At 41.8% G+C, this 23,395-nt stretch carries 19 protein-coding genes; 2 read left to right on the forward strand and 17 right to left on the reverse strand.

Translation table 11 applies throughout. The features are described 5' to 3' along the window. The 13 genes from OCV43_RS12985 to OCV43_RS13045 form a co-directional block, all read right to left on the reverse strand. Positions 1 to 216 (reverse strand): T7SS effector LXG polymorphic toxin (locus tag OCV43_RS12985; RefSeq protein ID WP_262624296.1); only part of this gene is annotated, 216 nt, incomplete at its 3' end. Between the two features lie 453 nt (positions 217 to 669). Beyond that, positions 670 to 1,461, reverse strand: a complete 792-nt coding sequence (locus OCV43_RS12990; RefSeq protein WP_262624297.1) for a sporulation initiation factor Spo0A C-terminal domain-containing protein — start codon at positions 1,459 to 1,461, stop codon at positions 670 to 672. A gap of 114 nt (positions 1,462 to 1,575) precedes the next feature. Beyond that, positions 1,576 to 1,761 (reverse strand): hypothetical protein, encoded by a 186-nt coding sequence (locus OCV43_RS12995; RefSeq protein ID WP_147403590.1) that lies wholly within the window; start codon positions 1,759 to 1,761, stop codon positions 1,576 to 1,578. Beyond that, positions 1,751 to 3,019, reverse strand: a complete 1,269-nt coding sequence (locus OCV43_RS13000) for a Y-family DNA polymerase (RefSeq protein WP_262624298.1) — start codon at positions 3,017 to 3,019, stop codon at positions 1,751 to 1,753. The genes OCV43_RS12995 and OCV43_RS13000 overlap by 11 nt, the downstream gene beginning before the upstream one ends. A gap of 72 nt (positions 3,020 to 3,091) precedes the next feature. Beyond that, complete coding sequence (locus tag OCV43_RS13005; protein ID WP_262624299.1) at positions 3,092 to 3,598, reverse strand: DUF2798 domain-containing protein; 507 nt, start codon at positions 3,596 to 3,598, stop codon at positions 3,092 to 3,094. Between the two features lie 127 nt (positions 3,599 to 3,725). Beyond that, positions 3,726 to 4,160 carry a MarR family winged helix-turn-helix transcriptional regulator gene (locus OCV43_RS13010; RefSeq protein ID WP_118057166.1) on the reverse strand — a complete coding sequence of 145 codons (435 nt, stop codon included), beginning with the start codon at positions 4,158 to 4,160 and terminating at the stop codon, positions 3,726 to 3,728. A gap of 65 nt (positions 4,161 to 4,225) precedes the next feature. Next, positions 4,226 to 7,654 (reverse strand): ABC transporter ATP-binding protein/permease, encoded by a 3,429-nt coding sequence (locus OCV43_RS13015; protein ID WP_262624300.1) that lies wholly within the window; start codon positions 7,652 to 7,654, stop codon positions 4,226 to 4,228. A gap of 207 nt (positions 7,655 to 7,861) precedes the next feature. After that, positions 7,862 to 8,005, reverse strand: coding sequence for a hypothetical protein (locus tag OCV43_RS13020; protein ID WP_197420839.1), 144 nt, complete (start codon positions 8,003 to 8,005; stop codon positions 7,862 to 7,864). Positions 8,006 to 8,038: 33 nt separating this feature from the next. Next, positions 8,039 to 8,470 (reverse strand): hypothetical protein, encoded by a 432-nt coding sequence (locus tag OCV43_RS13025; RefSeq protein ID WP_262624301.1) that lies wholly within the window; start codon positions 8,468 to 8,470, stop codon positions 8,039 to 8,041. 550 nt (positions 8,471 to 9,020) lie between these two features. After that, positions 9,021 to 11,657, reverse strand: a complete 2,637-nt coding sequence (locus OCV43_RS13030; RefSeq protein WP_262624302.1) for a cation-translocating P-type ATPase — start codon at positions 11,655 to 11,657, stop codon at positions 9,021 to 9,023. Between the two features lie 361 nt (positions 11,658 to 12,018). Further along, positions 12,019 to 16,287, reverse strand: a complete 4,269-nt coding sequence (locus tag OCV43_RS13035) for an EAL domain-containing protein (RefSeq protein ID WP_227710710.1) — start codon at positions 16,285 to 16,287, stop codon at positions 12,019 to 12,021. Between the two features lie 123 nt (positions 16,288 to 16,410). Further along, positions 16,411 to 18,174, reverse strand: coding sequence for a S8 family peptidase (locus OCV43_RS13040; protein ID WP_262624303.1), 1,764 nt, complete (start codon positions 18,172 to 18,174; stop codon positions 16,411 to 16,413). A gap of 106 nt (positions 18,175 to 18,280) precedes the next feature. Further along, positions 18,281 to 19,513, reverse strand: a complete 1,233-nt coding sequence (locus OCV43_RS13045; RefSeq protein ID WP_262624304.1) for a CapA family protein — start codon at positions 19,511 to 19,513, stop codon at positions 18,281 to 18,283. A 210-nt stretch (positions 19,514 to 19,723) separates the two neighbouring features. Between OCV43_RS13045 and OCV43_RS13050 the strand changes: the two genes are divergently transcribed. After that, positions 19,724 to 20,290: an ECF transporter S component gene (locus OCV43_RS13050; protein ID WP_022244388.1), complete on the forward strand. Its 567-nt coding sequence runs from the start codon at positions 19,724 to 19,726 to the stop codon at positions 20,288 to 20,290. 86 nt (positions 20,291 to 20,376) lie between these two features. Here OCV43_RS13050 and OCV43_RS13055 read toward each other — a convergent pair whose 3' ends face one another. The 4 genes from OCV43_RS13055 to OCV43_RS13070 form a co-directional block, all read right to left on the reverse strand. Continuing rightward, on the reverse strand, positions 20,377 to 21,159 hold the full coding sequence (locus OCV43_RS13055; protein WP_262624305.1) for a DUF4097 domain-containing protein: 783 nt from the start codon (positions 21,157 to 21,159) through the stop codon (positions 20,377 to 20,379). Beyond that, positions 21,156 to 21,848 carry a DUF1700 domain-containing protein gene (locus tag OCV43_RS13060; RefSeq protein WP_022244386.1) on the reverse strand — a complete coding sequence of 231 codons (693 nt, stop codon included), beginning with the start codon at positions 21,846 to 21,848 and terminating at the stop codon, positions 21,156 to 21,158. Before OCV43_RS13060 ends, OCV43_RS13055 begins: the two co-directional genes overlap by 4 nt. Continuing rightward, positions 21,845 to 22,168, reverse strand: a complete 324-nt coding sequence (locus tag OCV43_RS13065; protein WP_022244385.1) for a PadR family transcriptional regulator — start codon at positions 22,166 to 22,168, stop codon at positions 21,845 to 21,847. Before OCV43_RS13065 ends, OCV43_RS13060 begins: the two co-directional genes overlap by 4 nt. A gap of 228 nt (positions 22,169 to 22,396) precedes the next feature. Then, positions 22,397 to 23,038 carry an HAD family hydrolase gene (locus OCV43_RS13070; protein WP_117698828.1) on the reverse strand — a complete coding sequence of 214 codons (642 nt, stop codon included), beginning with the start codon at positions 23,036 to 23,038 and terminating at the stop codon, positions 22,397 to 22,399. A gap of 117 nt (positions 23,039 to 23,155) precedes the next feature. On the opposite strand from OCV43_RS13070, the gene OCV43_RS13075 reads away from it, so the two are divergent. After that, complete coding sequence (locus OCV43_RS13075) at positions 23,156 to 23,395, forward strand: hypothetical protein (RefSeq protein ID WP_022244383.1); 240 nt, start codon at positions 23,156 to 23,158, stop codon at positions 23,393 to 23,395.

A 23,395-nucleotide genomic window follows, 5' to 3' on the forward strand; every position in this document is an offset into this window, starting at 1 on the left:
TTCTATCGTATCTTTTATCATATTTGCAAGATTCATATGATAATCCCACATATAGCTTCTTACATGCTCTGCTGCCTCTCCATGCATCTCCGGCATGGCAGCAATCTCTACAATACTGCTTCTTACCGCATCTATCTGTTCTATCCACCGGTCAAGCTGTGCCAGAATCAGTTCCCGAATGCTGGTAATTTCTTCATACTTTACCTGAAATCCCATAACTTTCTCCACGTTTATTATTCTGTTTTTATCCTGTCTGTTATCTATTTTTCCCCTTTTACATTCGACTTTCAAGGAAAAATATTCGACTAATTTTTGTCTGAAATTCGACTTTTCAGCACCCTATATTCGACTTTTATGCCACTCTTATTTTTATTATTTTTTCTTCCAAATTCCTTGTTTTATGCTGTTTTTTTCAAAATTTCCTTTACCGCTTTCCAGCAGATTCAAGGTCGCGCCAAAAATTTTTTAAGTCGAATTATATATAAAAACCGGTTACACTCATGCACGAAGTACGAATTGGTTGTGCATTTTTACCAATAACTATAACCATAATTTCTTGCAATGCAGAGCAACTACGAAAAGCACACTTTGCGAATTTCTCGCGTAAATAAAAAAAGAAATCTGAATCTCCTTAGAAATTCAAATTTCTTCTATCTTGTAAGTATTTATTTAATGTAAAACATTCCTCAATCGTCTGACCACACACTGAATATACTCTGTATTCGATGGTTTGTTCTGTATTGAGCCTCTCCATTCTGGATTCTTGAGGTATGATATCTCCTTATCTGGCCTTGACCATACCCGTTCTATTACGTTTCGAATTGATTTTTCCACACCACTTACTGATGTCTGATATACTTGTGCAACCTGCGGATAAACATCATTCGTTATCTGGATTGACGTACCATTGGGAACAGCCAACAGAATCCCAATTGCTCTTGCAAGATATTTGGTTCCTTTTCGGTCCGGCTCAAAACCGCTTTTTATCAGTTCACCCCATGCCAGTACATACTGAATTTCGGTTTCTTCCTGTTCCGTATAGATTACCTTTCTTCCATTATGATATTCGCTTTCTCCATCTGCAGTCGTTGGTGCGGTCAGCTTAATTATTTCAATAATTTTCTTTGGTGAAAATAATTCGTTATTTTTCTTATAAACCAAATCTATATCTAACTTATTGATGCTATGCAGAAAATGCTCCGAGCCATAATTTGTTGTTACGATAATTTCCGGATGTTTCTTTAACTTCCGTTTCATCTCTATAATGAGATGGATTCCGTCACCTTCTTCTAACTCCAAATTTACAATTACTGCATCTACTTCCTGTTCTGTCAGAATATTGATTGCATCACTCTGCCGCCCCGTTACCGCTACCAATGCAAATTCTTCATCCCGGGCCATTTCTAATGCATATTCCTTGCACAAAAGTTTATCACTTTCTACAAGCATGATTCGAATCATTCTTTCTTTTCCTCCCTCAGCATTCCGATTCAGCTTCTTAGCTGTTTTGTGGAATCTACTCCCTGTATCTATACAATGCTACAGATATATATTTATATCATTTGGTCTAAAAAATCAATACCCTTTCTCTTTTTCCTTCTTCCGCAGTGCTTCCTTAAAGCCCTTCAGGGCATCGAAGGGCATAAACTGCTTGGCACGGTCTTCGATGTCCATTTTCTCTCTTCTCAGATTCTCTCTCTCATTCCAGCCGGATGCTGTTTCCTGCTGTCCGGCTCCCATGGTGTCTCTTCTATACGCCACTCTTATGCCCTCCAATCTGACCGTTTCGTTCTATTGTCGTTGCACTCTCTTCCAAATTCATTCCCTTTAAAATAGCATTCCTGCCGTAGCGCTGCTTGATGGAGATTACTGCACGCTGTGCCTTCACATCCTTCTCTGTCTCTTCCGGGTCTGAAAACAAATCAAATTGCTGATAATCTTCTGTCATTACGCCGGTATAAGTCAATGTAATCCGCCGGATATATGCTCCAGGTCTTACAATTCTCCAATAAAGCTGCTCTACATAAGACAGCAGCCGGCGGTTGGAGCTGGTTGCACTGCGCAGCGTTGTGCTTCCCTTCGCCGGTTCAAAGCATTTCTGATTGCTGTAACCGATTACCAGACTGATATGGGATGTTACAAGACCCTGGTCTACCAGGTCAAGGCACAATAAATCTGCCATCTCTTTTACCACCAGTACACCTTCCTCGTACTCATAATCCCGCGGCAGCACCTGACCGCTGGAAAAGGATGTATTCTTCGGCCGATATGCCTTGATGTCCGCTATCGTTACCGGTTCTCTTCCCCATGCGTGATCAATTAACAGCTCTGCATCTATGCCAAAAGCCTTATATAATAAAGACTCTCTGGCATGGGCAATCTCTTCCATTGTGCAGATGCCCATATTCGATAGACGCTCTACCGTTCCACGCCCCACCCGCCAGAAATCAGTCAGCGGTTTATGTTTCCAGAGCTTCTCCCGGTAGCGTGCTTCATCCAGATAGGCAATCCGATCTGTCTCATGCTTTGCCAGAATATCTAAAGCAACCTTTGCTAAATAGAGATTGGTTCCTACACCACAGGCAGCCGGAATCTTCGTGGTATCTAAGATATCCTGCATAATTTTTCTGCCCAGTTCCACTGCTGTCATCTGGTAGAGATGCAGATAATCCGTCACATCCAAAAATGCTTCATCAATGGAATAGACCTGAATATCTTCTTTTGCAATATATTTTAAATATACGCCATAGATTTCCGCTGCATAATCAATATATAGCTGCATACGGGGTGGTGCCATCTTATATGGAATTTCTTTGGGAATCTGAAAGACACGACACCGGTTGGGAACTCCCATCTGCTTTAACGCCGGTGATACGGCAAGACAGATGGTTTTCTCTGAGCGTTCCGGGTCTGCGACCACCAGCCTGGCAGTCAGCGGATCCCATCCCCGTTCCACGCACTCTACCGATGCATAAAAAGATTTTAAATCAATACATAAATAGATTTTATTTCCATTCATATCAATGCCTTTCAAGAACATTTGTTCTTGTTTTATATTAGCACATATGTTTGGATTTTACAAGAGGAATTCTTATACAGGATTTCCACTTTCTGCTTCTAATAATACGGTTCCAACCGGAAATGCTGTCCGGAAAATCTTTCTTACCAACGGACCTGCAATCAGAAGCTGAAACGGCAGTGCCATAATAAAATTCTTTGGAATATTGGTAAGCCAGATAATCGGAAGCATATTCCATGCTCCGCTTTTTACGCAGGCTTCCAGTCCACCGTATAAGGACATGAAAATTACCATCGGAACTACCATACAGCAGGAAACTGCAATCACTTTTTTCATTGTGCTGTTTTCCGGTTTTACCAGAAAACGAAATGCAAATCCCTTTGCAATTTTAGATACCAGAAGCCAATCCAGACACATTGCGCATACATATGCCAGCGGGAATCCCAGCCAGCCTTCTCTTATTACTTCCATATTCAGTGTTCCCATATGCAGTGCTACATTATACATACTCATCCATAATACCATGGTAAAACACATTAACACCGTATAAATCAAACTTTCTCTCTTATGCATTGGCATAATCATTACCTCCATTTTTCTTTTATTAAGTCGCAAAGCTACCTATTAGTTCAAAACGAAAGTGAAATCAGAAAAGAAAATTTACACGGTAACTTCCTTCTCTTCCGATTTCACTTTTATTTTATGCTTAGGAAATATTCTGTAACATCATCTCTGTCATTTGCAGAAATGCTTCCTTCTGCTCCGGTGTAAAATCCTTACACATATCTTTTACAACCAGTGCTTCCTTCTTCGCAATCTCCTTATGAATTCCACGGGATTTCTCCGTACAGGATATTTTCTTATAACGCCGGTCATTCTCACTTGGTGCACAGATTAAAAAACCTTTTGCCTCAAGCCTTTTTATAATTCCCGTCATTGTCGGATGTGTCACCTGCTCGATATGTTCTAAGTCCTTCTGATTTACTTCTTCCACTCCATTATCTTCCATCAGACTGACTTCTCCTAATACCCGAAGCTGGACGGCAGTAATTCCGATTTCTTCTGCCCATTCATCCATTTTGCGACGGAATGCCCGGTCTATAATTGCAATCCGAAGTCCAAGCGGCATCTTCACTGCCATAATTTCACTCCTTTTAGGTAGCTTTGCTACTTATTATAAATGTTTTTCAAAAAATGTCAATCTCATTATTCTGTCCGGAGTGCTGTTACCGGGTCACTCTTCGATGCTTTCTTTGATGGGATCAGACCACCCAGAAGTGTCAAAAGAATACTGAGTAAAATCAGCACCAGCGCCGGAACTACCGGAAGCACCGCACTTACATCGGTTGTATTTGCAAGATTATGGATAATCGCATTGACCGGAATAATCAGAAGCAGCGTAAATCCGATTCCAATCAGTCCGGCACACAGTCCGATAATAAAGGTCTCTGCATTAAATACCTGGGAAACATTCCGCTTCGATGCTCCGATGGCTCTTAGGATTCCGATTTCTTTTCTTCGCTCTAACACACTGATATAAGTAATGACACCAATCATAATTGAAGACACCACCAGCGAAATTGCCACAAATGCAATCAGTACATATGTGATAATATCCACAATATCAGTTACGGAAGACATCAGCGTTCCTACCATATCGGTATAGGTTATCACCTGCTCATCCCTGCCTTCCTTTTCCATGCGGTTATTGTATGCATCTAAAATTTCTACCACATGCTCCTTGCTTTCAAAATCCTTCGGATAAATATTAATTCCGCTTGGCACTGCAAAATCCACATAGCCTAATTTCTTTAAGTTATTCTCATAGGTTGTTCCGGTTGCAGAACCCATAGACATCAAAAGCTCTGTCAGCTCATCCTCATTCATATTAATCTGAAATGCATTTAAAAATGCTTCTTCATCCACCTGCATGCCGGATGCCATGGCACTTTGCAGCTTGTTTCCCATCTGTGTCACTGCCTGCTGCATATACTGCTGTATTGCCGTCATCATCTGCTGCTGTACTGCGTCCACATTCATAACATTCGAAAGTCCGGCTGCAATTCTCTGCTGACCATCTGCTGTATTCAGATATGCCGCAAAAGAATCTCCCAATTTTGCCGGGTCAGGTAATCCATTATTCTGTGCATAAGTCTGATAACCTGCAAATAATTCAGAAGACAATTTCTGCATCTGCTCCTGCGTAATCTCAATATTTCCACTACCTGTAAATATCTCAGATGCCCACGCTGTTATGATTCCCTGGGCTTCCTCTGTCTGCAAATATTCTGCTAAGTACTCATCAAATTTCTCCGGGTCGGTATAACCATGGTCTATGACATACTGCTGATATCCACCCATAATCTGCTGGATGAGGCTCTGTATCTGCTCCGGTGTAATAGTTACCATGCCATTTGCTGTAATAATCTCTTTGATATTATCGGATAAAATTTTCCGGGCTTCTTCCGTATTTAAATAGTTCATAAAATACTGGGACAGATTCGAATAATCTGCCTGCGGATTATCCTTTGCATACTGCTGGTAGCCCTCTAAGAGACTGCCTGCAATTGCCTGCATTTCTTCCGCAGAAATTGACTGACCCATGGAAGAAGCATCCATGGAAAATGCTCCGGACAAATCGGCACTTCCCATATCCCCCATAGAATTTTCCAACCCGTTTAAGGCACTTTCATCAAAGGAAAATGCTTTTTCCAATGCTTCACTGTCTACGGTAAACAATGACTGCATATCAAATCCGTTTTCCTTATCTACCTCACCAAACGCTTCATTGGTAAAGACATTTACGGATGGATTTGCAAGCTGCTGTTTTACTATCTCACTCTTTGCCGATTCCTCTGCCACATGCTTTGTCAGAGATTTTGGATATGCAATTCCTGTATTTAAGGATGCGGCATTACTTCCTTCTGCCGGCTGCACCACACCTACAATCGTAAGCTCTTCTCCGTCTGCCACCAGTTGTTTCATAAAGTCTTCATTATCCGACTTATCCTTCCAGACCTGATACTCTTCATCATAAGTATAATAATCCGCACTGTTCACCAGTTTAAACTGGATTCCTACCAGATCCTTATAAGTATAAGTTCCAAAATCAGATGGTGTCTCAATATTTTCCTCGCTGGCAAACTGCTGTATCATTTCATCTAATTCCAGCGGGTCACGAAGCCCTAATGTATACAACATAAAATCACTGATTCCACCATTGGTGGTAAGCACCACCACACACTCATTATAATTTTCCGGCCAGCGGCCTTCCTTAATATCATACTGCTTTTCATATAACTTACTGTTTTCCGGCATCTCATAAAAAACATCCGTGCTCATCATGGATGACATCAGACTATTGGAACCGGATGAAGATCCAAGACCTACTGCATCAAAAGATTTGTCCGGATTTACCTGACGTATCCCGTCTTCATTTTCCTTAAAAATCTGCGGACTGATATTATAAGTATACTCCACCGCTGTAGTATACTGCTCAATTCCACTGTCTCCTTCATCAAGATACTTTTTCAAAGCCTCCAGGTCATTAGATGCCATCGTGGAAAACATATTGGTTACCATCTTAATGACTTTTACTTTATCCCCGGAATTTTCTTTATCTGTTTTGGCATTTCCGTCATCACTTTCCGTATTCTTTTCAGAATCTGCCATTCCAAGACTCATGGATGCCAGACTGAATCCCGTACTCTGAATCTGCAGCGGATACTCGGATAAGGTCTCTTCCTCTACATTTTTGATGTATTTATTTACACCGGTAGAAAGAGATAATATCAGTGCAATGCCGATAATTCCAATAGAGCCTGCAAAGGAAGTCAGCAGGGTTCTTGCCTTTTTCGTTTTCAAATTATTAAAGCTTAAGGATAATGCCGTAAGAAATGACATGGAGGATTTTCCCATGTTTTTATGCTCCGGTTCCTTCAACATTGCCTCATCCACTTCATAAGGATTGGAGTCAGCACGAATTTTTCCATCACTTAATCTAACAATTCTGGTAGCATACTGCTCTGCTAATTCCGGGTTATGGGTTACCATAACTACCAGCCGGTCTTTTGCCACTTCCTTCAGCAAATCCATGACCTGCACACTGGTGTCACTGTCTAATGCTCCCGTCGGTTCATCCGCCAGCAGAATATCCGGGTCATTGACCAAAGCTCTTGCAATGGCTACACGCTGCATCTGTCCACCGGACATCTGGCTTGGTTTCTTGTGTAACTGGTTTCCAAGTCCCACCTGCTCTAATGCCGCAACGGCTCGTTTCTTCCGCTCTGCCTTACCGATACCGGAAATGGTCAATGCCAGTTCCACATTTGCAAGTACCGTCTGATGGGGAATCAGATTATAACTTTGAAACACAAAACCAATGGTATGGTTCCGGTAAGAATCCCAATCCCTGTCCTTGTATTTCTTCGTGGATATTCCATTGATAATCAAATCTCCGCTATCATAACGGTCGAGTCCTCCGATTATATTAAGCAATGTGGTCTTTCCCGAACCGCTCGGCCCGAGGATTGCCACGAACTCATTATCCCTTAAATTTAAGCTGACATCATCCAGTGCCTTCTGCACCAGACTTCCGGTCTTATATTCCTTATAAATGTGTTGAATCTGAAGCATATGATATTCTCTCGTTTTCCATTTCTTATTTTTCTATTTTACTTTTTCTTTCTCACTCTGTTTTTTATATTACCTTATTCCGAACATTTTTACATCTCACTTTCGAAAAATATCATGGTTTTCATAAAAATTTTAGAAAATGCATAACAAAGAGGACTCTGTTTTCTGAGCTGCTGCCAGATTCCAGAATCCTCTTTTCTTTATCTTCTAATCAAATAATCCAATGTGATATTTTACCTTCCGGCAAATCTTCCATACCAGAAGTACCGGCATTGCCAGTACCAGATAAGCACAGGAAAGAATTCCTACTCCACCACCTAAGATTATCATAATCCAGATAAAAATATTCATTTCTTACACCTCGCATATTATTATTTTATGTATTTAATATGCGGGTGCCAATGCTTCCTTCTTTCCGTCCGCCTTCCGCTCAAACCTTGCTAACATCAGGCTCCTTAGTACATTATCGCCATGCTTCTTCCGGTTCCTCTGAATGCGTCCCATAAAAAGCTGTGGCAGTACCACCAACAGCAGCCAGAACATCATTCCAATATTTCTCCTATGGTTCGCCAGTCTACCGCTGCAGCCTAGTGTCAATGCCGCAATGCCTGTATTCTGCATCTGCTCCTCTCTGGATAACATCTTATCCGGAGTATCTAAAAGACGGACATTCTTTAATTCTATGTAATTTACTGCAAAGGCTTCTTTCTCTGTCGGGGAAACCTGTTCTGTTCTGGTGGATGCGCCTGCAATGGCTATCAGAAACAGGATGCTCCACAGCAGTGCCAAATGCCTGATTATCTTTTTCCGATACATCTGTCTCATTCCTTACCTTGTGATTAAGCTTAGTATATGTCGCAGGACAGCTTCCGTCAAGAGTTGATGCAGCCAGATGGGCTAAGGACAGAGAGAAAAATACAAGCACAAATTTGCAGCCGGTGTCCAGGAAGAAATTTTTGATGAAATGCGTTATCGTTCTTGAAAGTGTTTTTTCTGATAATAAATTGTCTTTCCACTGCTTTGACTGCTCACCCCATCTGTCCGTCGGAAGCGGATGCGAACTGGAATCTGCAAGGGCACATAAGAATTTCGATATTGTGTTTGATTTCGGCTGGCAACCGGCGCAAATTCACATCCGTGTTCAATTGCGCCTCACTGGCACATCCCTGTGCCAGTGTTGCCGGTTACAGACGAAATTCTAAGAGCCCTTGTGCAGATTCCGATAATGCATCCGTACTCCGACGGACAGACGGGGCGAGATGTCAAACATTGGAAAGACTATTTTAATATAGAAAGAAAAAACACTTTCTTAGAACGGTCGCATTTTAGCAGCTTGCTTCTACCCGGACACCGGCGCAAATTTGGCTTATTTCTTTAACTCTCTCACTCCTCTGACCATCTGGATGACAACGGTCGGAAGTGCTGCCAGCAGAATAATCTCAATCACAGCAGGACAGGACAATGATTCTACTGAAAATAACCCCCGCAGCGGCGGTACAAAAAGCACCAGTCCCAGCAGCACGCTTCCAGACACAAATGCAAGGATACTGTATGGATTTCCGGTAAAGCCCAATGCAAAAATGGTCTTGTTTCCACGACAGTTAAATCCATGGAAAAGACGTGCCAATGTCAGTGTTGCAAATGCCATAGTGGATGCCATTGCCGCACCTTTTCCATTTCCGATATAAAATGCTGCCATGGTGGATGCCGCAATGCATAAGCCCTGCAACATAATTCGCCGGAATGTCTCTCCAGATAAAATTCCTTCCGATGCCTGCCTTGGTTTTTCTTCCAATAAACTTGCATCCTGCGGTTCCACGCCAATGGCAATTGCCGGAAGGGAATCTGTCAGCAGGTTAATAAACAGTAAATGCACCGGAGCAAATGGAACCGGAAGCCCCAAAAGGGATGTATACAATACAGATAAAATTCCTGCCATGTTGCCGGAAAGTAAAAATAAAATAGCATTTTTTATATTACGGTAAATGTTTCTTCCGTTCGTTACTGCTTTAATAATCGTAGCAAAGTTATCATCTGTTAATATCATGGCTGCCGCATCCTTTGCCACTTCCGTTCCGGTTATTCCCATGGCTACTCCGATGTCTGCCTGCTTTAATGCCGGTGCATCATTTACACCGTCTCCGGTCATGGAAACGATATTGCCCTTCTTCTGCCAGGCTTTTACAATCCGTATCTTATGCTCCGGTGACACTCTCGCATAAACAGATATTTTATCAATCTTTTCTTCCAGTTCTTTTTCCGGGCAGGCATCCAGCTCTGTTCCGGTTAATGCCAGGTCCCCCTCTTCATAGATTCCAATACGCTTTGCAATCGCAACGGCTGTGATTTTGTGATCTCCGGTAATCATTACGGTACGGATTCCCGCCCGCTTCGCATCTGCTACTGCCTGTATGGATTCTTCCCTTGGCGGGTCTGCCATGGCAGCTAATCCTAAAAAGGTAAGTCCATTTTCCTTTTCCACCGTCAGTTCTCCCCCGGACTTCTTACATGCAAATGCCAGTACCCTGAGTCCATTTTCAGAAAAATGCTGATTCTGCTTCTGGATTTTTGCGATTTCTACATTATCCATCGGTCTTATCTCTTCTTCATATGCCACATTTATGCAACGGTTTAAAAGGACATCTACTGCTCCTTTTGTAAAAATAATTTCTTCTTCGCCATGCAGCCGGTATTTACTGCTCATGCATTTCCGTTCAGAATCAAATGGAATTTCTTCTAATCTCGGAATCATATTTCGAATCGTCTCTTCCTGTATGGTAAGCTGCCCTACATTTTCCGTTCTGTCCTGATTCAGGCGGACTTCGTGGAACATTTCCAACAGGGCAGATTCTGTCGGATCTCCCAGTACTTTTCCATCCGTTATGCTGGCATCATTATTTAAAATAGCATTGTATAAAAAAAGCCTTTGCAGGCTGGACTCCAAGGTCAGCTCATCCGGTTTACAAGTCATACCATTCAGATAAACCTCTTCCACATGCATCTTATTCTGTGTCAGTGTTCCCGTCTTATCGGAGCAGATTACCGATACACAGCCTAAGCTTTCCACAGCTTTTAATTCTTTGACAATGGCGTGCTCCTTTGCCATTCTCCTGCTTCCCATTGCCTGCACAATTGTAACAATGGAGCCTAATGCTTCCGGTATTGCCGCTACTGCCAGTGCAACAGCAAACATCATGGCATCAATGACCGGCATCTTCCGGTAAATGCCAAGACAAAAGACCAGTGCACAGATTGCCATAATCAGTATTGCCAGCTTTTTGCTGAAAGAATCAAGACTTATCTGAAGCGGAGTCTTCCGCTCCTTCGTCTGATTCATCAACCCGGCAATCTTTCCTAATTCCGTCTCCATTCCTGTTGCTGTTACAAGTACCTCCGCTCTTCCATATGTTACAAAGCTTCCGGAAAATACCATATTTTTCCGGTCTGCCAACGGTACTTCTTCCGGCAATACTTCTTCATTTTTTTCTACATTGGCAGACTCTCCTGTCAGTGAGCCTTCATTGACCTGCAGGGAATAATTGCGAAGAATTCTTCCGTCTGCCACAATCATGTCCCCTGCTTCTAAGATTACATAATCCCCGGGCACAATCTCTTTAGATGCAATCTCCTGACGTTTTCCATCCCGGATAACCCGGGCCGCTGGTGCCGCCAAATCCTTCAAACTATCCAGTGATTTTTCTGCCTTCCTATACTGTATCGTACCAAGAACAGCATTCATAAGTAATACCAGAAAAATTACGATGGTACTCTCGGTATTTCCGGAAAACATGGAAATAATTGCTGCAATAATCAGGATTATTACCATCAAGTCACAAAACTGGCTTAAAAACACCTGCAGCAGACTCTTATGTCTGCCCTCGCTCAGCCGGTTTTCGCCTGTCTCTTTTCGTATTCTTTCTACTTCTTCTTCTGTTAATCCTTTTTCCCGAAAGCCAAACATTTCTTCCAACTGCTCTTTCGTACAATTCCAATATGCTTTCATATACGCTTAACCTCCTGCTTTTTATGTTACCGGGTATCAACTATGCGCAACAAAGAATGTGCCTTGGCACATTCTCGCGCCTGCGGCGGTCGCTTGCGACATCTACCTTATACGCCGCAGTGTGTATCCTCGCGGAGCGTTTTTTACTTTACAGGAAAGCAATTTCCTGTAAAGCAAAAAAGGAACGAGCACTTTTACCGCATCAAAATAATACGGTAAAAGTCTCGTTCCTCTGCAGTGTATATTCCGGTTATCCCTCTTCAGATAACGTGATGACGAAAAATACAACACCGGCTATCCGGTGCGAACTACTCCCTGATACGTCATCATCATAACATATACCTTTTTTCTCCGTCAATGCCTATTTTTCTGACTCTTCCCAGTAACAATAGGTATCCTTTCCTTTATGCTTTGCTGTATACAAAGCTTTATCTGCCTGCCTGATACTATCTTCATAGTTATAGCTGTCTTTTCTAATCAGGGTGATTCCAACACTACAGGATACCGGAGTCGGAAGCTTCTCCCGCAGCTGTTCCTGCATCCGTGCGAGTCTCTTATCCAAGGTTTTCTTTGAGCCAAATCCTTTAAACAATACTACAAATTCATCCCCACCAAGTCTTCCTATATAATCGGTACGGCGGAAGCTTTCATGAATGGTATCCACAAAAGTACGCAATACTTTATCTCCATATGGATGTCCCTTGGTATCGTTAATCTGTTTAAAATTATCAATATCCAATATAAGAAGTGCACACACTTCCCCTTTCTTTGCTTCTTCTAATACATAATGGCTGGTATATTGTTCAAATATCCGCCGGTTCAGTACGTTCGTCAACGGATCGGTATTGGCTGCACGCTCTTGTTCCTGCTGACGGCGTTTCTGTCCATCTATATCCTTAAGATACAGCAGTGCATACATATTTTCTGTTACCTGCTCCTGAAATACATGTACGGTAAGCTCCATCCAGTGGTAACTTCCTCTTGCCATCCTTCTGCGAAGCTGATAATTCACAGTAGCCGTTCCACTGTTATAATTATAAACCATCTTTTCCTGCTCTAATACATCATAGCATCCAACCTGGTCTTCCTCTAATACCAGTTCATCAATATGACGGTTGAAAACCTTCATATAATTTAATGCTTCCCGCTCGCCCTCTGCTACGTAATCTTTCCAGAGTCCACCACTGCTTTGAATCTTACCATTACTCAGGTCTACCTCAGCATATGCCACGGTCTCCGACAGCATTGCCTGATAAAAGTCCTCTCTCTGTAAATATTTTAACTGGATATTCTGATGATCTTCAATCTGATAAATAGTAACTATCCTCAAATTTTCATCCTGTTTCTGGTCTCCAATTTTACAGATATCCAGACGGAACCATTCAAACTCATCCTGTTTGTTTTTTAAAAGAATTTCTAATACCTGATCCTCTTTTCCATATTCTACGCCGGTAAATGCTGCATGAAATACATCCCGGAAATGAGGATGTACCATTCCATCCTCCCAGCTTTCCGGAAATCCAACCTCTTTTAGCTGATTGCCCTTTAACATAGAACGATTTGTATGGAAATAAATGGTATGTTTCTTCTCATTATATTCCATACGTTCATATTCCTGACTCTTTAAAAATTTTTTCCGAATCATATCATTATTAATGCGATGATATCCTTTTAATGTATAGACACCATTTTCCTGATGACCAAGCACTCCAACGCAGCGTACTGTCACTTTTCCACGTTCCGGATGATTCCAGGTATATTCCATCTCGATAATCTTTCCGGTTGTGATAATATCATGTAATGCATTCTGTACATAATCGTAATAACCATCACTGATGTTATCATACCAGAACCTGAAATATTCCTCGCTGTTCATAATGTCGTCTATGCCCAGAATGCTGCGCATGCTCTTATCCACATACAGACGGTTCTTTCCATTGACAGTATCCAGTTCCAGCGTCCACAGTCCCAGTTTTACAGACTGTAATATATTTTCCTCCTTCAGCATACCCGTCATACGGGCTATCATCTCACTCTTTACATCCATCATTCCGTCACGAATCAGTATATTTGAAATAAAAGGACGTATTCTGGCAAGAAAAGTCTTATCATTTGGGCGGTATTTCGGATTATCCACACCAATAAATCCAAATAAATGACCTTCATTTAACAATGGAAGAAGCATCAGCCTGCGTATTTCCTGATGCACTAATATTTTCCACAAATCCGGTGCTGACTCCCGATACATATCCACATCTTTGATAATAACCGGTCTGTCTTCCTTCAGACTGCCAATCACCAGTTTTACCCGGTCACCCGGTACCGATGCCAGATAAAGCTGCTGGCTCTGAATCTCATTTTCACACCACTCACAGACATTACTCCAGCTATCTGCCTCTTTGGAATATAAAAAGATATAGCAGCGGTCTGCCTGATAAAATTCCCCGGTATGATGAAGAAGTTCACTGATGATATCAGCTTCATTTTCTTTTTCTTTCGCCTCTTCCAAGGCTTTCACAATGCCCTTTTCCACTTCTAACTGTTCTTCCAGCCTGCTCATGGAAATATTGATGGTATTCATGTCAATACCTATCTGAAGGCGTGCTGCCTTATTGCCCCAGTTTACTAATTTATCCTTCATCAACATCTGGGTTCCTAAGAATTCATTATTTGCATATCTGGTCAAAAACTTCTTATGCTTTAATTTTGCCATATTACAATCTGGGCACGGTTCTTCCCTGCCCTCTAATACCTGATAACATTTCTTGCCGGCATAATCACTGACGCCGCTGATTCGTTGTCCGGCAGAATTCATATAATATAACTCATAGCTTTCCGCATCTATGACATAGACCATCTCTTCTAACTGGTCTAATATCGCTTTATAATCGGTACCGTCTCCTGCTTCCGGCAGAATCACTGTACTATTCCCACAATCTTCCTGCCACCGTTCTTCCTCTACATGTCCAAAAATATACTGTTTTTCAAACAGCTCTTCTTCAATCGGTTTACTGAAATAGAACCCCTGTAAAACTTCAGGTGCAAGCTCTGCAAGTGTCTGTAATTCCTCCGGTGTTTCTACCCCTTCACATACTACCCGGATCTGTGCACTTCTTGCCAGTTCCAAAATATTACGAAGAAGCCGGTAATTGTATGCACTCATATTAATCCGGCTGACAAAGCAGCGGTCAATTTTAATCTCATCAATTGCCAGACTCTTAAGATAACTTAAGCTGGAATATCCGGTTCCAAAATCATCCATGGAAATCTGTATACCACGCTTGCCCCACTGATAAAATAACTGATTGTATTTGGTATAATCCTGTAACTGCATGCTTTCTGTCAGTTCCAGAATAATAGCTTCTCCGGGAATTCCTTCCTGTTCTAATAAATCATAAATGTACTGGCTTAAATCCGGCTGCTGTAACTGTATATAAGAAAGATTAATACTCATACGGAATTCCGGATTATAACGCCGCCACTTTGCACACTGGGCAATGGCTTCCTTTAATACCCATTTTCCCACCTGCACAATCATTCCGCTCTGCTCTAATATTCCAATAAAAAGATTTGGTGACACCACCCCATGATATTTTGAGCGGAAACGGAGCAGTGCCTCTGCTCCCACTACTTCATAATTACTCATCCCAATCTGTGGCTGGAAGAGAAGATAAAATCCATCACACTGGTTGCGGATACTCTTTCTGATTTCTTCTGTTAAGTCAATAACCGACAACTGTTTCTCATAATCTTCTGCTGAGAAAAGAATCAACCGGTTCTTACCGCTCTTCTTGGCACGGTCCAGAGAACTTTCCGCATAGTTAAACAGTGTATTGGCATCCTTGATTCCGGACATCGGATAGCAGACTGCACCTGCTGAAAAGGTACAGTTCTCCATCATCTTCATCTGTATATTCTGGTATACCTCACGCACAGCCTCCATATCATATCCCACAAAATTAACTGCAAACCGGTCACCATCCAGACGATAAATTTTTATGTTTTCATCAATACTATTTTCCAGAAGAGCCGCAATCCTCTTTAAAATAAAATTACCATGGCCTCTTCCATATTTCGTATTGATATTTTTAAAATTATCCACACCAAGGACAAGCAAAACACCTTCTTTTCTGCTGTTCAGCATTTCATCCAGATGTTCCATTAATTTAGTACTATTAAAAAGTCCGGTAAGTGAATCTGTCTTTCCCAAAAGGACAGTATCTGATGTTCTTCCCACCATTACATAAGGAATCCCGGTCTCATCCAGTTCAGCTTTCCCACGACAGCTGATCCAGACCAGATTGCTGTTTCTGTCTACCAGCCGGTATTCCAAATCATGTATCAGGCTTTTTCCAGAGCAGATAGATTCCATATCATTAACCCACTGGTTTAAGTCTCTTTCATATACAATATCTTTCCAGTCATCTATGCCGCAGCTGTTGTTTTCATCCATGCGCAATGCATATCTCTTTGATATATCATTGCTGGCGAAATAAAATTTACCCTCTTTTAAATCTGCCAGAAATAAATAATCATCGGTACTTTCACTTAATAACTGCAGAGTCTGGTAACATTCCGCAAATCCTTTTTTCCCTTTAAACAATTCATCCAGCGTATTCTTCTCCTGCATAGCCCCTCCAAAAAATATATATTTTTCTGTCTATACATTCCTTCCTGCATTATTTAATTGTACATCAAATTATCGTTTTTTACAATATTTATTCAGAAAAGTGTCATAAAAGCACAACCGTATTCATCCGGCATCCGATGTCAGGCTGTCCGCTGCACACAATACACCCCAGCCCAGCCTTGGATTTGGGAAAAAAGAATATCCCGGCAGTGGTCTTGCTCCCCGGATGAGATATGCTTTTATTTTTTCCCCATATAAAAAAGCATCATGTTTCTCTACAATTCCCCATTGCATAAAAAGTGCTGCCGTCCCGGTTACAAATGGCGTTGCCATTGAAGTTCCGCTTCGTACGGTATAACCGCCGCCTGGTGCACAGGATTCAATGTCCACCCCTGGCGCACAGATGTCCGGTTTCACCTGATTGGTCTCTCTGGTGAACCCTCTCCCGGAAAAGGCTGCCACCTGATTATATCTTGCATCATAGGCTCCCACCGAAATTACCTTATAGGCAGTGGATGGAATTGTAAGCGTTGTCTCTTCTGTGGGATATAAAAATCCGGTTGCTTCTCCGATGACCGCAAGGGAAGGCAGCCACATATTATAGGCCCCGGTTACAATCTTTTCCGGTATCAGCGTTATTTTATAGATTCCGCTGTCGATATAATTTTCCACCGGAAGAAAATCAAAATAGATTTCCTGAAAAGGACTGAAAGGGCTTGGTTCTCCAAAATATAATAAAACTTGCGTTCCTTCGATAGTAAATCTCTGGGGGCCCTGCAGCTGCCGGATAATCCCCACCGTTTTCCCACTGGGATGCGTAATCCGGATGGAAAAAATATCCGCATAGGATTTCCAGATTTGTAAGCTTAACGCAGGCTCATATTCTCCTACTGCAAATTCCACTTCCTGTTCTCTTCCCATTACAAGCTGCCCGGAAGTATGCCCTCTGGCACTGCCTTCATTTCCGGTGCCAATCACCAGAACCGATTTCCAGTAATTTGCCATATCAGATAAATAGGTTTCAAGAAGAGAGGTTCCATCATGGGAACCATAGGTATTGCCAAAGCTTATATTTACTGCCACCGGCTGCTTAAGTTCCAGTGCTTTCCGGAGAATATAATCCATTCCAAGCATCAGCTCTGTTGTCCTTGGAAAGGAATTTTTCCCCGGTGTGCCAAGCTTTACCACCAGCAAATCACTTTCATATGCCACGCCCCGGTTTCTTCCATTGGATGATCTTCCATTTCCCGCTGCGATTCCTGCCACATGGGTTCCGTGCCCGGATAAATCCCGGCTGGGGCAGATACGGTACCCCTCCTGTATATTCTCCTGCTGCAATGCATCATTAATTATATTCCGGTCATATTCTGTCCCGAGCCGGAATCCGGCCGGTGGATTTCCTGCAATGCTTTGATCCCAGATTGCCAGAATCCGGCTGCTTCCATCTTCCTTTCTAAAATCCGGGTGTCTGTAATCGATGCCACTATCTAAAAATGCCGTTATCACACCTTTCCCACTCAATCCCGTTCCCCCTACCCCCATTTTTCTTGTATAAAGAGACGTAATGCAGGAGGCTCTGATTCCCTGCTGTACAGAGAAAAAGAGCCTCTTTGGTTTTTCCATATATTCAATTTCTGTCCGGTCTGTTACCGCATCCATCAAAGCCTCCGGCAGCCGGATAACTGCATATTCATTGCTCAGTTCTGTAACTTCAATATCCGGAAATATCTCCTCTAATTTTCTGAGACTTCCGGTATATTTTACAATGACTTCCCATGTGTCCGTTTCTTCCTGATATCCTACATTTAAGTTTAAGGACTGCTGTCTTTCCTCTTCCGTTGCATCCAGTGCCAGATTCAGTAAGTTTTCCCGTTTCGAACTGTTCATTCCATCTCCCGGCAATTTCTTTTATTACTACTCTATCGCAATCCGGTATTTTTATGCACTTCTTTTCAGCTTATTGTACCAATACTGTTTCATACTCTGCTGTCTCTTATTGTGGTGTTACGGTTCCGTCATCCTGCACCGTTACGCCAAAGGAAATGCTGTTGATATAGTCATTCAACTGCTGCTGTTCTAATTCATTCATCTGTCTGGTCTTTCCATTTTCTGCCTTTGCTCCCACCAGCTTATAAGAAATTGCACCATCCTTATCCACTACCATTTCCACTGCCATGGTGCGCTCAATGCTGCTGCCAAAAACAAAATTGCCAAGGCTGTAAAACACCGGCTTTCCGTCGATATATTCAATGCCCTGCAGACAATGGGAATGTGCACCAAACACTACATCTGCACCGGCTTCAATATATTTCTGTGCCAGTGTTCTCTGATATGCCTCAGGTTTTTCCTGATGTTCCAAGCCCCAGTGGACATAAACCACCAGCACATCACACTGACTGCGTGCTTCGGCAATGGCATTGACAAACCGCGTTTCATCATAAGTAGAAAGGACTCCCGGTACTGCGCTTTCTACATTCCAGCCGGCAACCGGAAGTACACGGGATGCTGCAAGAAATCCATACTTTTTCCCATTTACTTCTATTACCTGCACTTCCTGCGCCCGCTCTACGCTGTCCCCTGCTCCGGCATATAAAATGCCCTGTCCATCTAATGTTGTAAAAGTATCACTCAATGCTTCCCTTCCATAATCGAGGATATGATTATTTGCCAGAGTGACCACGTCCACGCCCATTTTCTTTAATGCGGCTGCATAGGATGGGTCTGTACGGAAGGTATACTGCTTATCCTCCATCTGGGTGCCCCGGTTACTAAACGGAAATTCTTCATTTACCATGGTAATATCTGCATTTACAAGCAGCTCTTTCATGCCATTATCTATGACAGCGTCTATACCTCCGGCATCATAGTTTGTTTTAAAAGAATTGGCAAAAAGTACGTCTCCGGTAAACATCAGTGTTGTATCTTCTGTTACATCTGTTGTTTCCGTGTTTTTTCCAATCTTCTTATCTGCATCTTCAGAAGCTGCATCCTTTCCGGCTTCCGCATCATTTTTACCATCAGTTTTATCACTGGTCTTTAAATCGGATTCTCCATTTTTATCCTTGCTGTCTTCTGCAGCTTCTGTCCCTGCTGTTGCGGCAGTCTGCCGGCTGTCCTTCTGGCGGATGCTTCCACCGTGATGAGCTGCATATATCATTGCTGCACCCAGCAGAATCACACACACTATAGAAACAATATATAATGCAATCCGAACTTCTTTCTTCATTATTTTATCTCCTTTTTTGTAGTCATGTTTCCGTGACTATTTTACCAATGAATGAGCATTTCGGCAATCGTAAAAATTTGTATACTCCTTTTGCCTCCAAACTGGCATGGTCATTTTTGTTATATCTGGCTATTTTAATCAAACCACATTTTACATATGATAGGGAAAACGATTTGCAGATCACATACCAAAGAAAGGATTTACTTTATTATGAAAAATACAAAGAAAATGGTTACTGCGGCCTTGCTTGCTGCATTTACCTGCATTGCAACTATGATTATTAAGATTCCTACACCAACTTTTGGATATATTCATTTAGGAGACGGACTGGTACTCCTATGTGGTATTATCTTAGGACCTGGAATTGGTGCACTTGCCGCTGGTATCGGCTCCATGTTTGCTGATATTTTCTCCGGCTATATGACCTGGGCTCCTGCCACTTTAATCATCAAGGCTCTGACCGCATGCATCGCCGGACTTCTGTTCCACAAACTGCGTCTTAACATTTCTTCCAAAGCTAACCGCAGTGTCCGCGTTGTTATCGGCGGTATCGTAGGTGAGGCTCTTATGGTACTTGGCTACTTCCTGTTTGAAGCAGGTCTTGCTGCATTTGCCAGCGGTTCTTTCTCCTCCGCTGCTCTTGCTACCGGAATTGCTTCTTCTGCTGCAGGTATTCCATTCAATATCGTCCAGGGTGTTGTCGGCATTATTCTCTGCCTGATTCTGCTCCCGGTTTTAAGTAAAATCAATGATGTAAATGAGTGGGTTTCCAAGTAAATAATTTTATAAAAAATGATAGCAGGCAATGTCTTTTCACATTATCTGCTATCATTTTTATGCTGGCAGCCCACAAAGCGTGTTTCTCATCGTTTTTCAAAAATTACATCAACATTTCCCACGTCACAGTTTATATCCATATCATAATCTGCACCATTGTCGATTTCGTCATCTCTGCCAAGTCCGGCAACAGAAATATCTCCTGCTTTTATAGAACCAACACCACAGCTTAAACTGTAATTGTAATCCTGCTGCTCACCGGTTAATTTCAATTCCATGTTTCCCACATTACAGTTAGCGTCCAAATCACCTTTTACTTCACCGGCAAAATCAAGATTTCCGGCATCCACATCCAAGCTTGCATATGCTGTCGTCAGCAGTCCTTCTTTTATATCAATATCTCCTGCTCCGACTTCAACTGAAAGTTCCTCTAACTCAAGTTGTTCCGGCACTTCAATAACTACCTGTAAACGATGCACTCCATCGCCCCAATATGCTGCATGGAAGTTTTCGCTGATTATTAAAGTTCCATCTTCCAATGCAGTCTCTACCTCAGCATTTTTAGAAGTTGTTATTACCTTAATCTCTTTGCCTTTTCCTTTGACTACTTTCAACATTCCTGCATCCATATCGATATCAAGTGATTTCACATCTTCCGGTGCAAATGCAGTCTCTTCTGTACTGGCTGTTCCTTTATCCTGTCCTTCCCAGTCAGTTACATCCCAATGAAATGCAAATTTATTATTTTGCACTGCTTCTACAAATTCCCGCATGGTTCCACCGGTTGCAATTCCAATTCCTAATACCACGCAGCCTAAAAGAAAACAGCCTAATGCGATACCAAAAATAATTTTTAATGCTTTTTTCATGCGCAAGCGCCCCCTTTCTTCTTAAACAGTGACTGCCATAATTTTGCAATTCCTTTTGCAAACCATGGAAGAAACTTACCACATACCAGAACCAGAAGTCCGGCCGCACATAATCCAATTGCAAGCATCAGAAGTCCGGCTGCCATAGAAATAAAACCTAAGGAAATTACTCCTGTTACCAAAATTGTAATTGCTACACCTACTACCGCTATTCCACCGATCACACAGCCGACTGCAATTCCAGATAGTCCTCCGATAATTCCTGCTAACGTTCCACCAATTGCTACTAAAATACCGCCCCAGATTGGTGAAGTAAGCACCAGCAGGATTATAAGCAGAATATTTCTTGTGGTATTGTCTTCCCTCTGGATCGTTCCGTTATAATTCTGCTGCCCCATATTCTGGCTTGCACCATTATAATTCTGCTGTCCCATACTCTGGCTTGCACCGTTATAATTCTGCTGATTACCGGAAGATGCTGTCTCACTATTATTGCATCCTGGGAAATCTGCCCGGATGGTTGCTGCCACTTTTTCCGGAGATTCTAATTCCCGGATTATCTTCTCTTCATTTTCTTCTCCTGCATCCTCAAAGTAGCTGGTATAGTATGCAATTGCTTCCCGTTTTTCCTCTTCCGGAATTCCTTCTAATAACTGCTCCAGCCTTCTCATAAACTCCTGTCTGTTCATATCTTCTCCTCTCCGGAAAATAATTCTGTTATTTTCGAAGAATAATTTTCCCATTCCTTCCGATAATATGTTAATCTTTCATTTCCATTCCCAGTTATCTTATAATACCTTCGATTTCTGCCCCCACATTCTCTGTCGTATACTTCCAGACAACCGTCCTTCTGCAATCTTCGCAACACCGGATACAGCGTTGATTCTGACACTTCAATGGCTTTCCGCACATCCTGCGTAATCTTATAACCATAAGTACCTTCCTCATCCTTTGATACTACAGCTAAAACAATTGCATCCAGAAGTGCCGCGCCTGTATTAAATACCATGCAATCACTCCCTCCAGATTTTCATAAATATAATATTATTATTAATGCATTACTATTTCATATTCAATACTATATATCATATAATATTATTTGTCAACCTATAAAACCTGTCACTGGCAGCATTTTACGAATGCCGGGCAACTAAAAAAGAGCCTTGCTTCGCTCTTTTCAAACAACCAAGACTCTTTTTCTCTTATTTCTACATTCGTTTCCTGTTTTCTATTTTAATTATTTTCCGGCAAATACTTTTTCTACCACTTCCGGAAGCTGTGACAAATTTTCAATTTCCGGTACTTCATCATCAATTGTGCCAAATCCATATGCTGCATGGATAAAAGCTACTCCTGCCTTTTTGCTGGATTCGTAATCGCTCTGGATATCTCCCACATACACTGCATCGGTAAGTGCATTCCGGGATACTACCAGGGCTATATTATCTTCTTTCTGTTTTTCATTATTTCCATAGCATTCTATATCAGAAATATATTTTCCTAAATTATAATAAGAAAGAAAAGCCTCGATATATCCGCTCTGACAATTGCTTACGATATAAAGTTCATATTTTTCCTTCAGCTTTGCAAAGGTTTCTTCCACACCCGGATATAACACTGCACCATGCCCGGACAGATATTCATTTTCATATTCGCCACATTTATCTAAAAGTTCCATCCGCTCTTTTTCCGGCATATCCGGGAAAAATTTTGCTGCAATAACATCCATTGTTTTTCCCATGATTCCACGAAAATCCTCTACAGTCAGAGGTGTACGGTTCACTTTTTCCTGTTTTAATATTTCATTCCAGGATTCTGCCACACCGACTGTAGAATCCCACAGTGTTCCATCCATATCAAAAATTATTCCCTGCTTCATTTTTCTTTCCTTCTTCTATTTTTTTGTTTTCTATTAGTTTTTAAATTTTTTGTTCAATTTTATTCCTACATGGTGTATAATACCATTATTACAAAAAAAATTGCAAGGAGATTTCTTATGAGTCAGGAAAAAGTTGACCGTTATAAAGAACAAAAGAAAAATCGTAAAAAAATAATGAAACAGGAGAAATGCAAGCGTTATCTGGGTTATACCGCTACCGTTGTTGTCATTGCACTTATCATAGGATGGGCAGGCTTCTCCATTTATAAAAATCATGAAGCAAATAAACCGGTATCCTATACAGAGGTAGATTTAAGTGCTCTTACGGATTACTATTCCAATCTGCAGGTGGACTAA

The sequence above is a fragment of the Roseburia amylophila genome (assembly GCF_025567465.1).
GTDB lineage: Bacteria > Bacillota > Clostridia > Lachnospirales > Lachnospiraceae > Roseburia_C > Roseburia_C amylophila.

What these genes read in the sequence shown, in the direction of transcription:
- OCV43_RS12990 (WP_262624297.1), bottom strand. Translation starts at nt 1,461, where the DNA reads ATGATTCGAATCATGCTTGTAGAAAGTGATAAACTTTTGTGCAAGGAA.
- OCV43_RS13000 (WP_262624298.1), bottom strand. Translation starts at nt 3,019, where the DNA reads ATGAATGGAAATAAAATCTATTTATGTATTGATTTAAAATCTTTTTAT.
- OCV43_RS13005 (WP_262624299.1), bottom strand. Translation starts at nt 3,598, where the DNA reads ATGCCAATGCATAAGAGAGAAAGTTTGATTTATACGGTGTTAATGTGT.
- OCV43_RS13010 (WP_118057166.1), bottom strand. Translation starts at nt 4,160, where the DNA reads ATGGCAGTGAAGATGCCGCTTGGACTTCGGATTGCAATTATAGACCGG.
- OCV43_RS13015 (WP_262624300.1), bottom strand. Translation starts at nt 7,654, where the DNA reads ATGCTTCAGATTCAACACATTTATAAGGAATATAAGACCGGAAGTCTG.
- OCV43_RS13020 (WP_197420839.1), bottom strand. Translation starts at nt 8,005, where the DNA reads ATGAATATTTTTATCTGGATTATGATAATCTTAGGTGGTGGAGTAGGA.
- OCV43_RS13025 (WP_262624301.1), bottom strand. Translation starts at nt 8,470, where the DNA reads ATGTATCGGAAAAAGATAATCAGGCATTTGGCACTGCTGTGGAGCATC.
- OCV43_RS13030 (WP_262624302.1), bottom strand. Translation starts at nt 11,657, where the DNA reads ATGAAAGCATATTGGAATTGTACGAAAGAGCAGTTGGAAGAAATGTTT.
- OCV43_RS13035 (WP_227710710.1), bottom strand. Translation starts at nt 16,287, where the DNA reads ATGCAGGAGAAGAATACGCTGGATGAATTGTTTAAAGGGAAAAAAGGA.
- OCV43_RS13040 (WP_262624303.1), bottom strand. Translation starts at nt 18,174, where the DNA reads ATGAACAGTTCGAAACGGGAAAACTTACTGAATCTGGCACTGGATGCA.
- OCV43_RS13045 (WP_262624304.1), bottom strand. Translation starts at nt 19,513, where the DNA reads ATGAAGAAAGAAGTTCGGATTGCATTATATATTGTTTCTATAGTGTGT.
- OCV43_RS13050 (WP_022244388.1), top strand. Translation starts at nt 19,724, where the DNA reads ATGAAAAATACAAAGAAAATGGTTACTGCGGCCTTGCTTGCTGCATTT.
- OCV43_RS13055 (WP_262624305.1), bottom strand. Translation starts at nt 21,159, where the DNA reads ATGAAAAAAGCATTAAAAATTATTTTTGGTATCGCATTAGGCTGTTTT.
- OCV43_RS13060 (WP_022244386.1), bottom strand. Translation starts at nt 21,848, where the DNA reads ATGAACAGACAGGAGTTTATGAGAAGGCTGGAGCAGTTATTAGAAGGA.
- OCV43_RS13065 (WP_022244385.1), bottom strand. Translation starts at nt 22,168, where the DNA reads ATGGTATTTAATACAGGCGCGGCACTTCTGGATGCAATTGTTTTAGCT.
- OCV43_RS13070 (WP_117698828.1), bottom strand. Translation starts at nt 23,038, where the DNA reads ATGAAGCAGGGAATAATTTTTGATATGGATGGAACACTGTGGGATTCT.
- OCV43_RS13075 (WP_022244383.1), top strand. Translation starts at nt 23,156, where the DNA reads ATGAGTCAGGAAAAAGTTGACCGTTATAAAGAACAAAAGAAAAATCGT.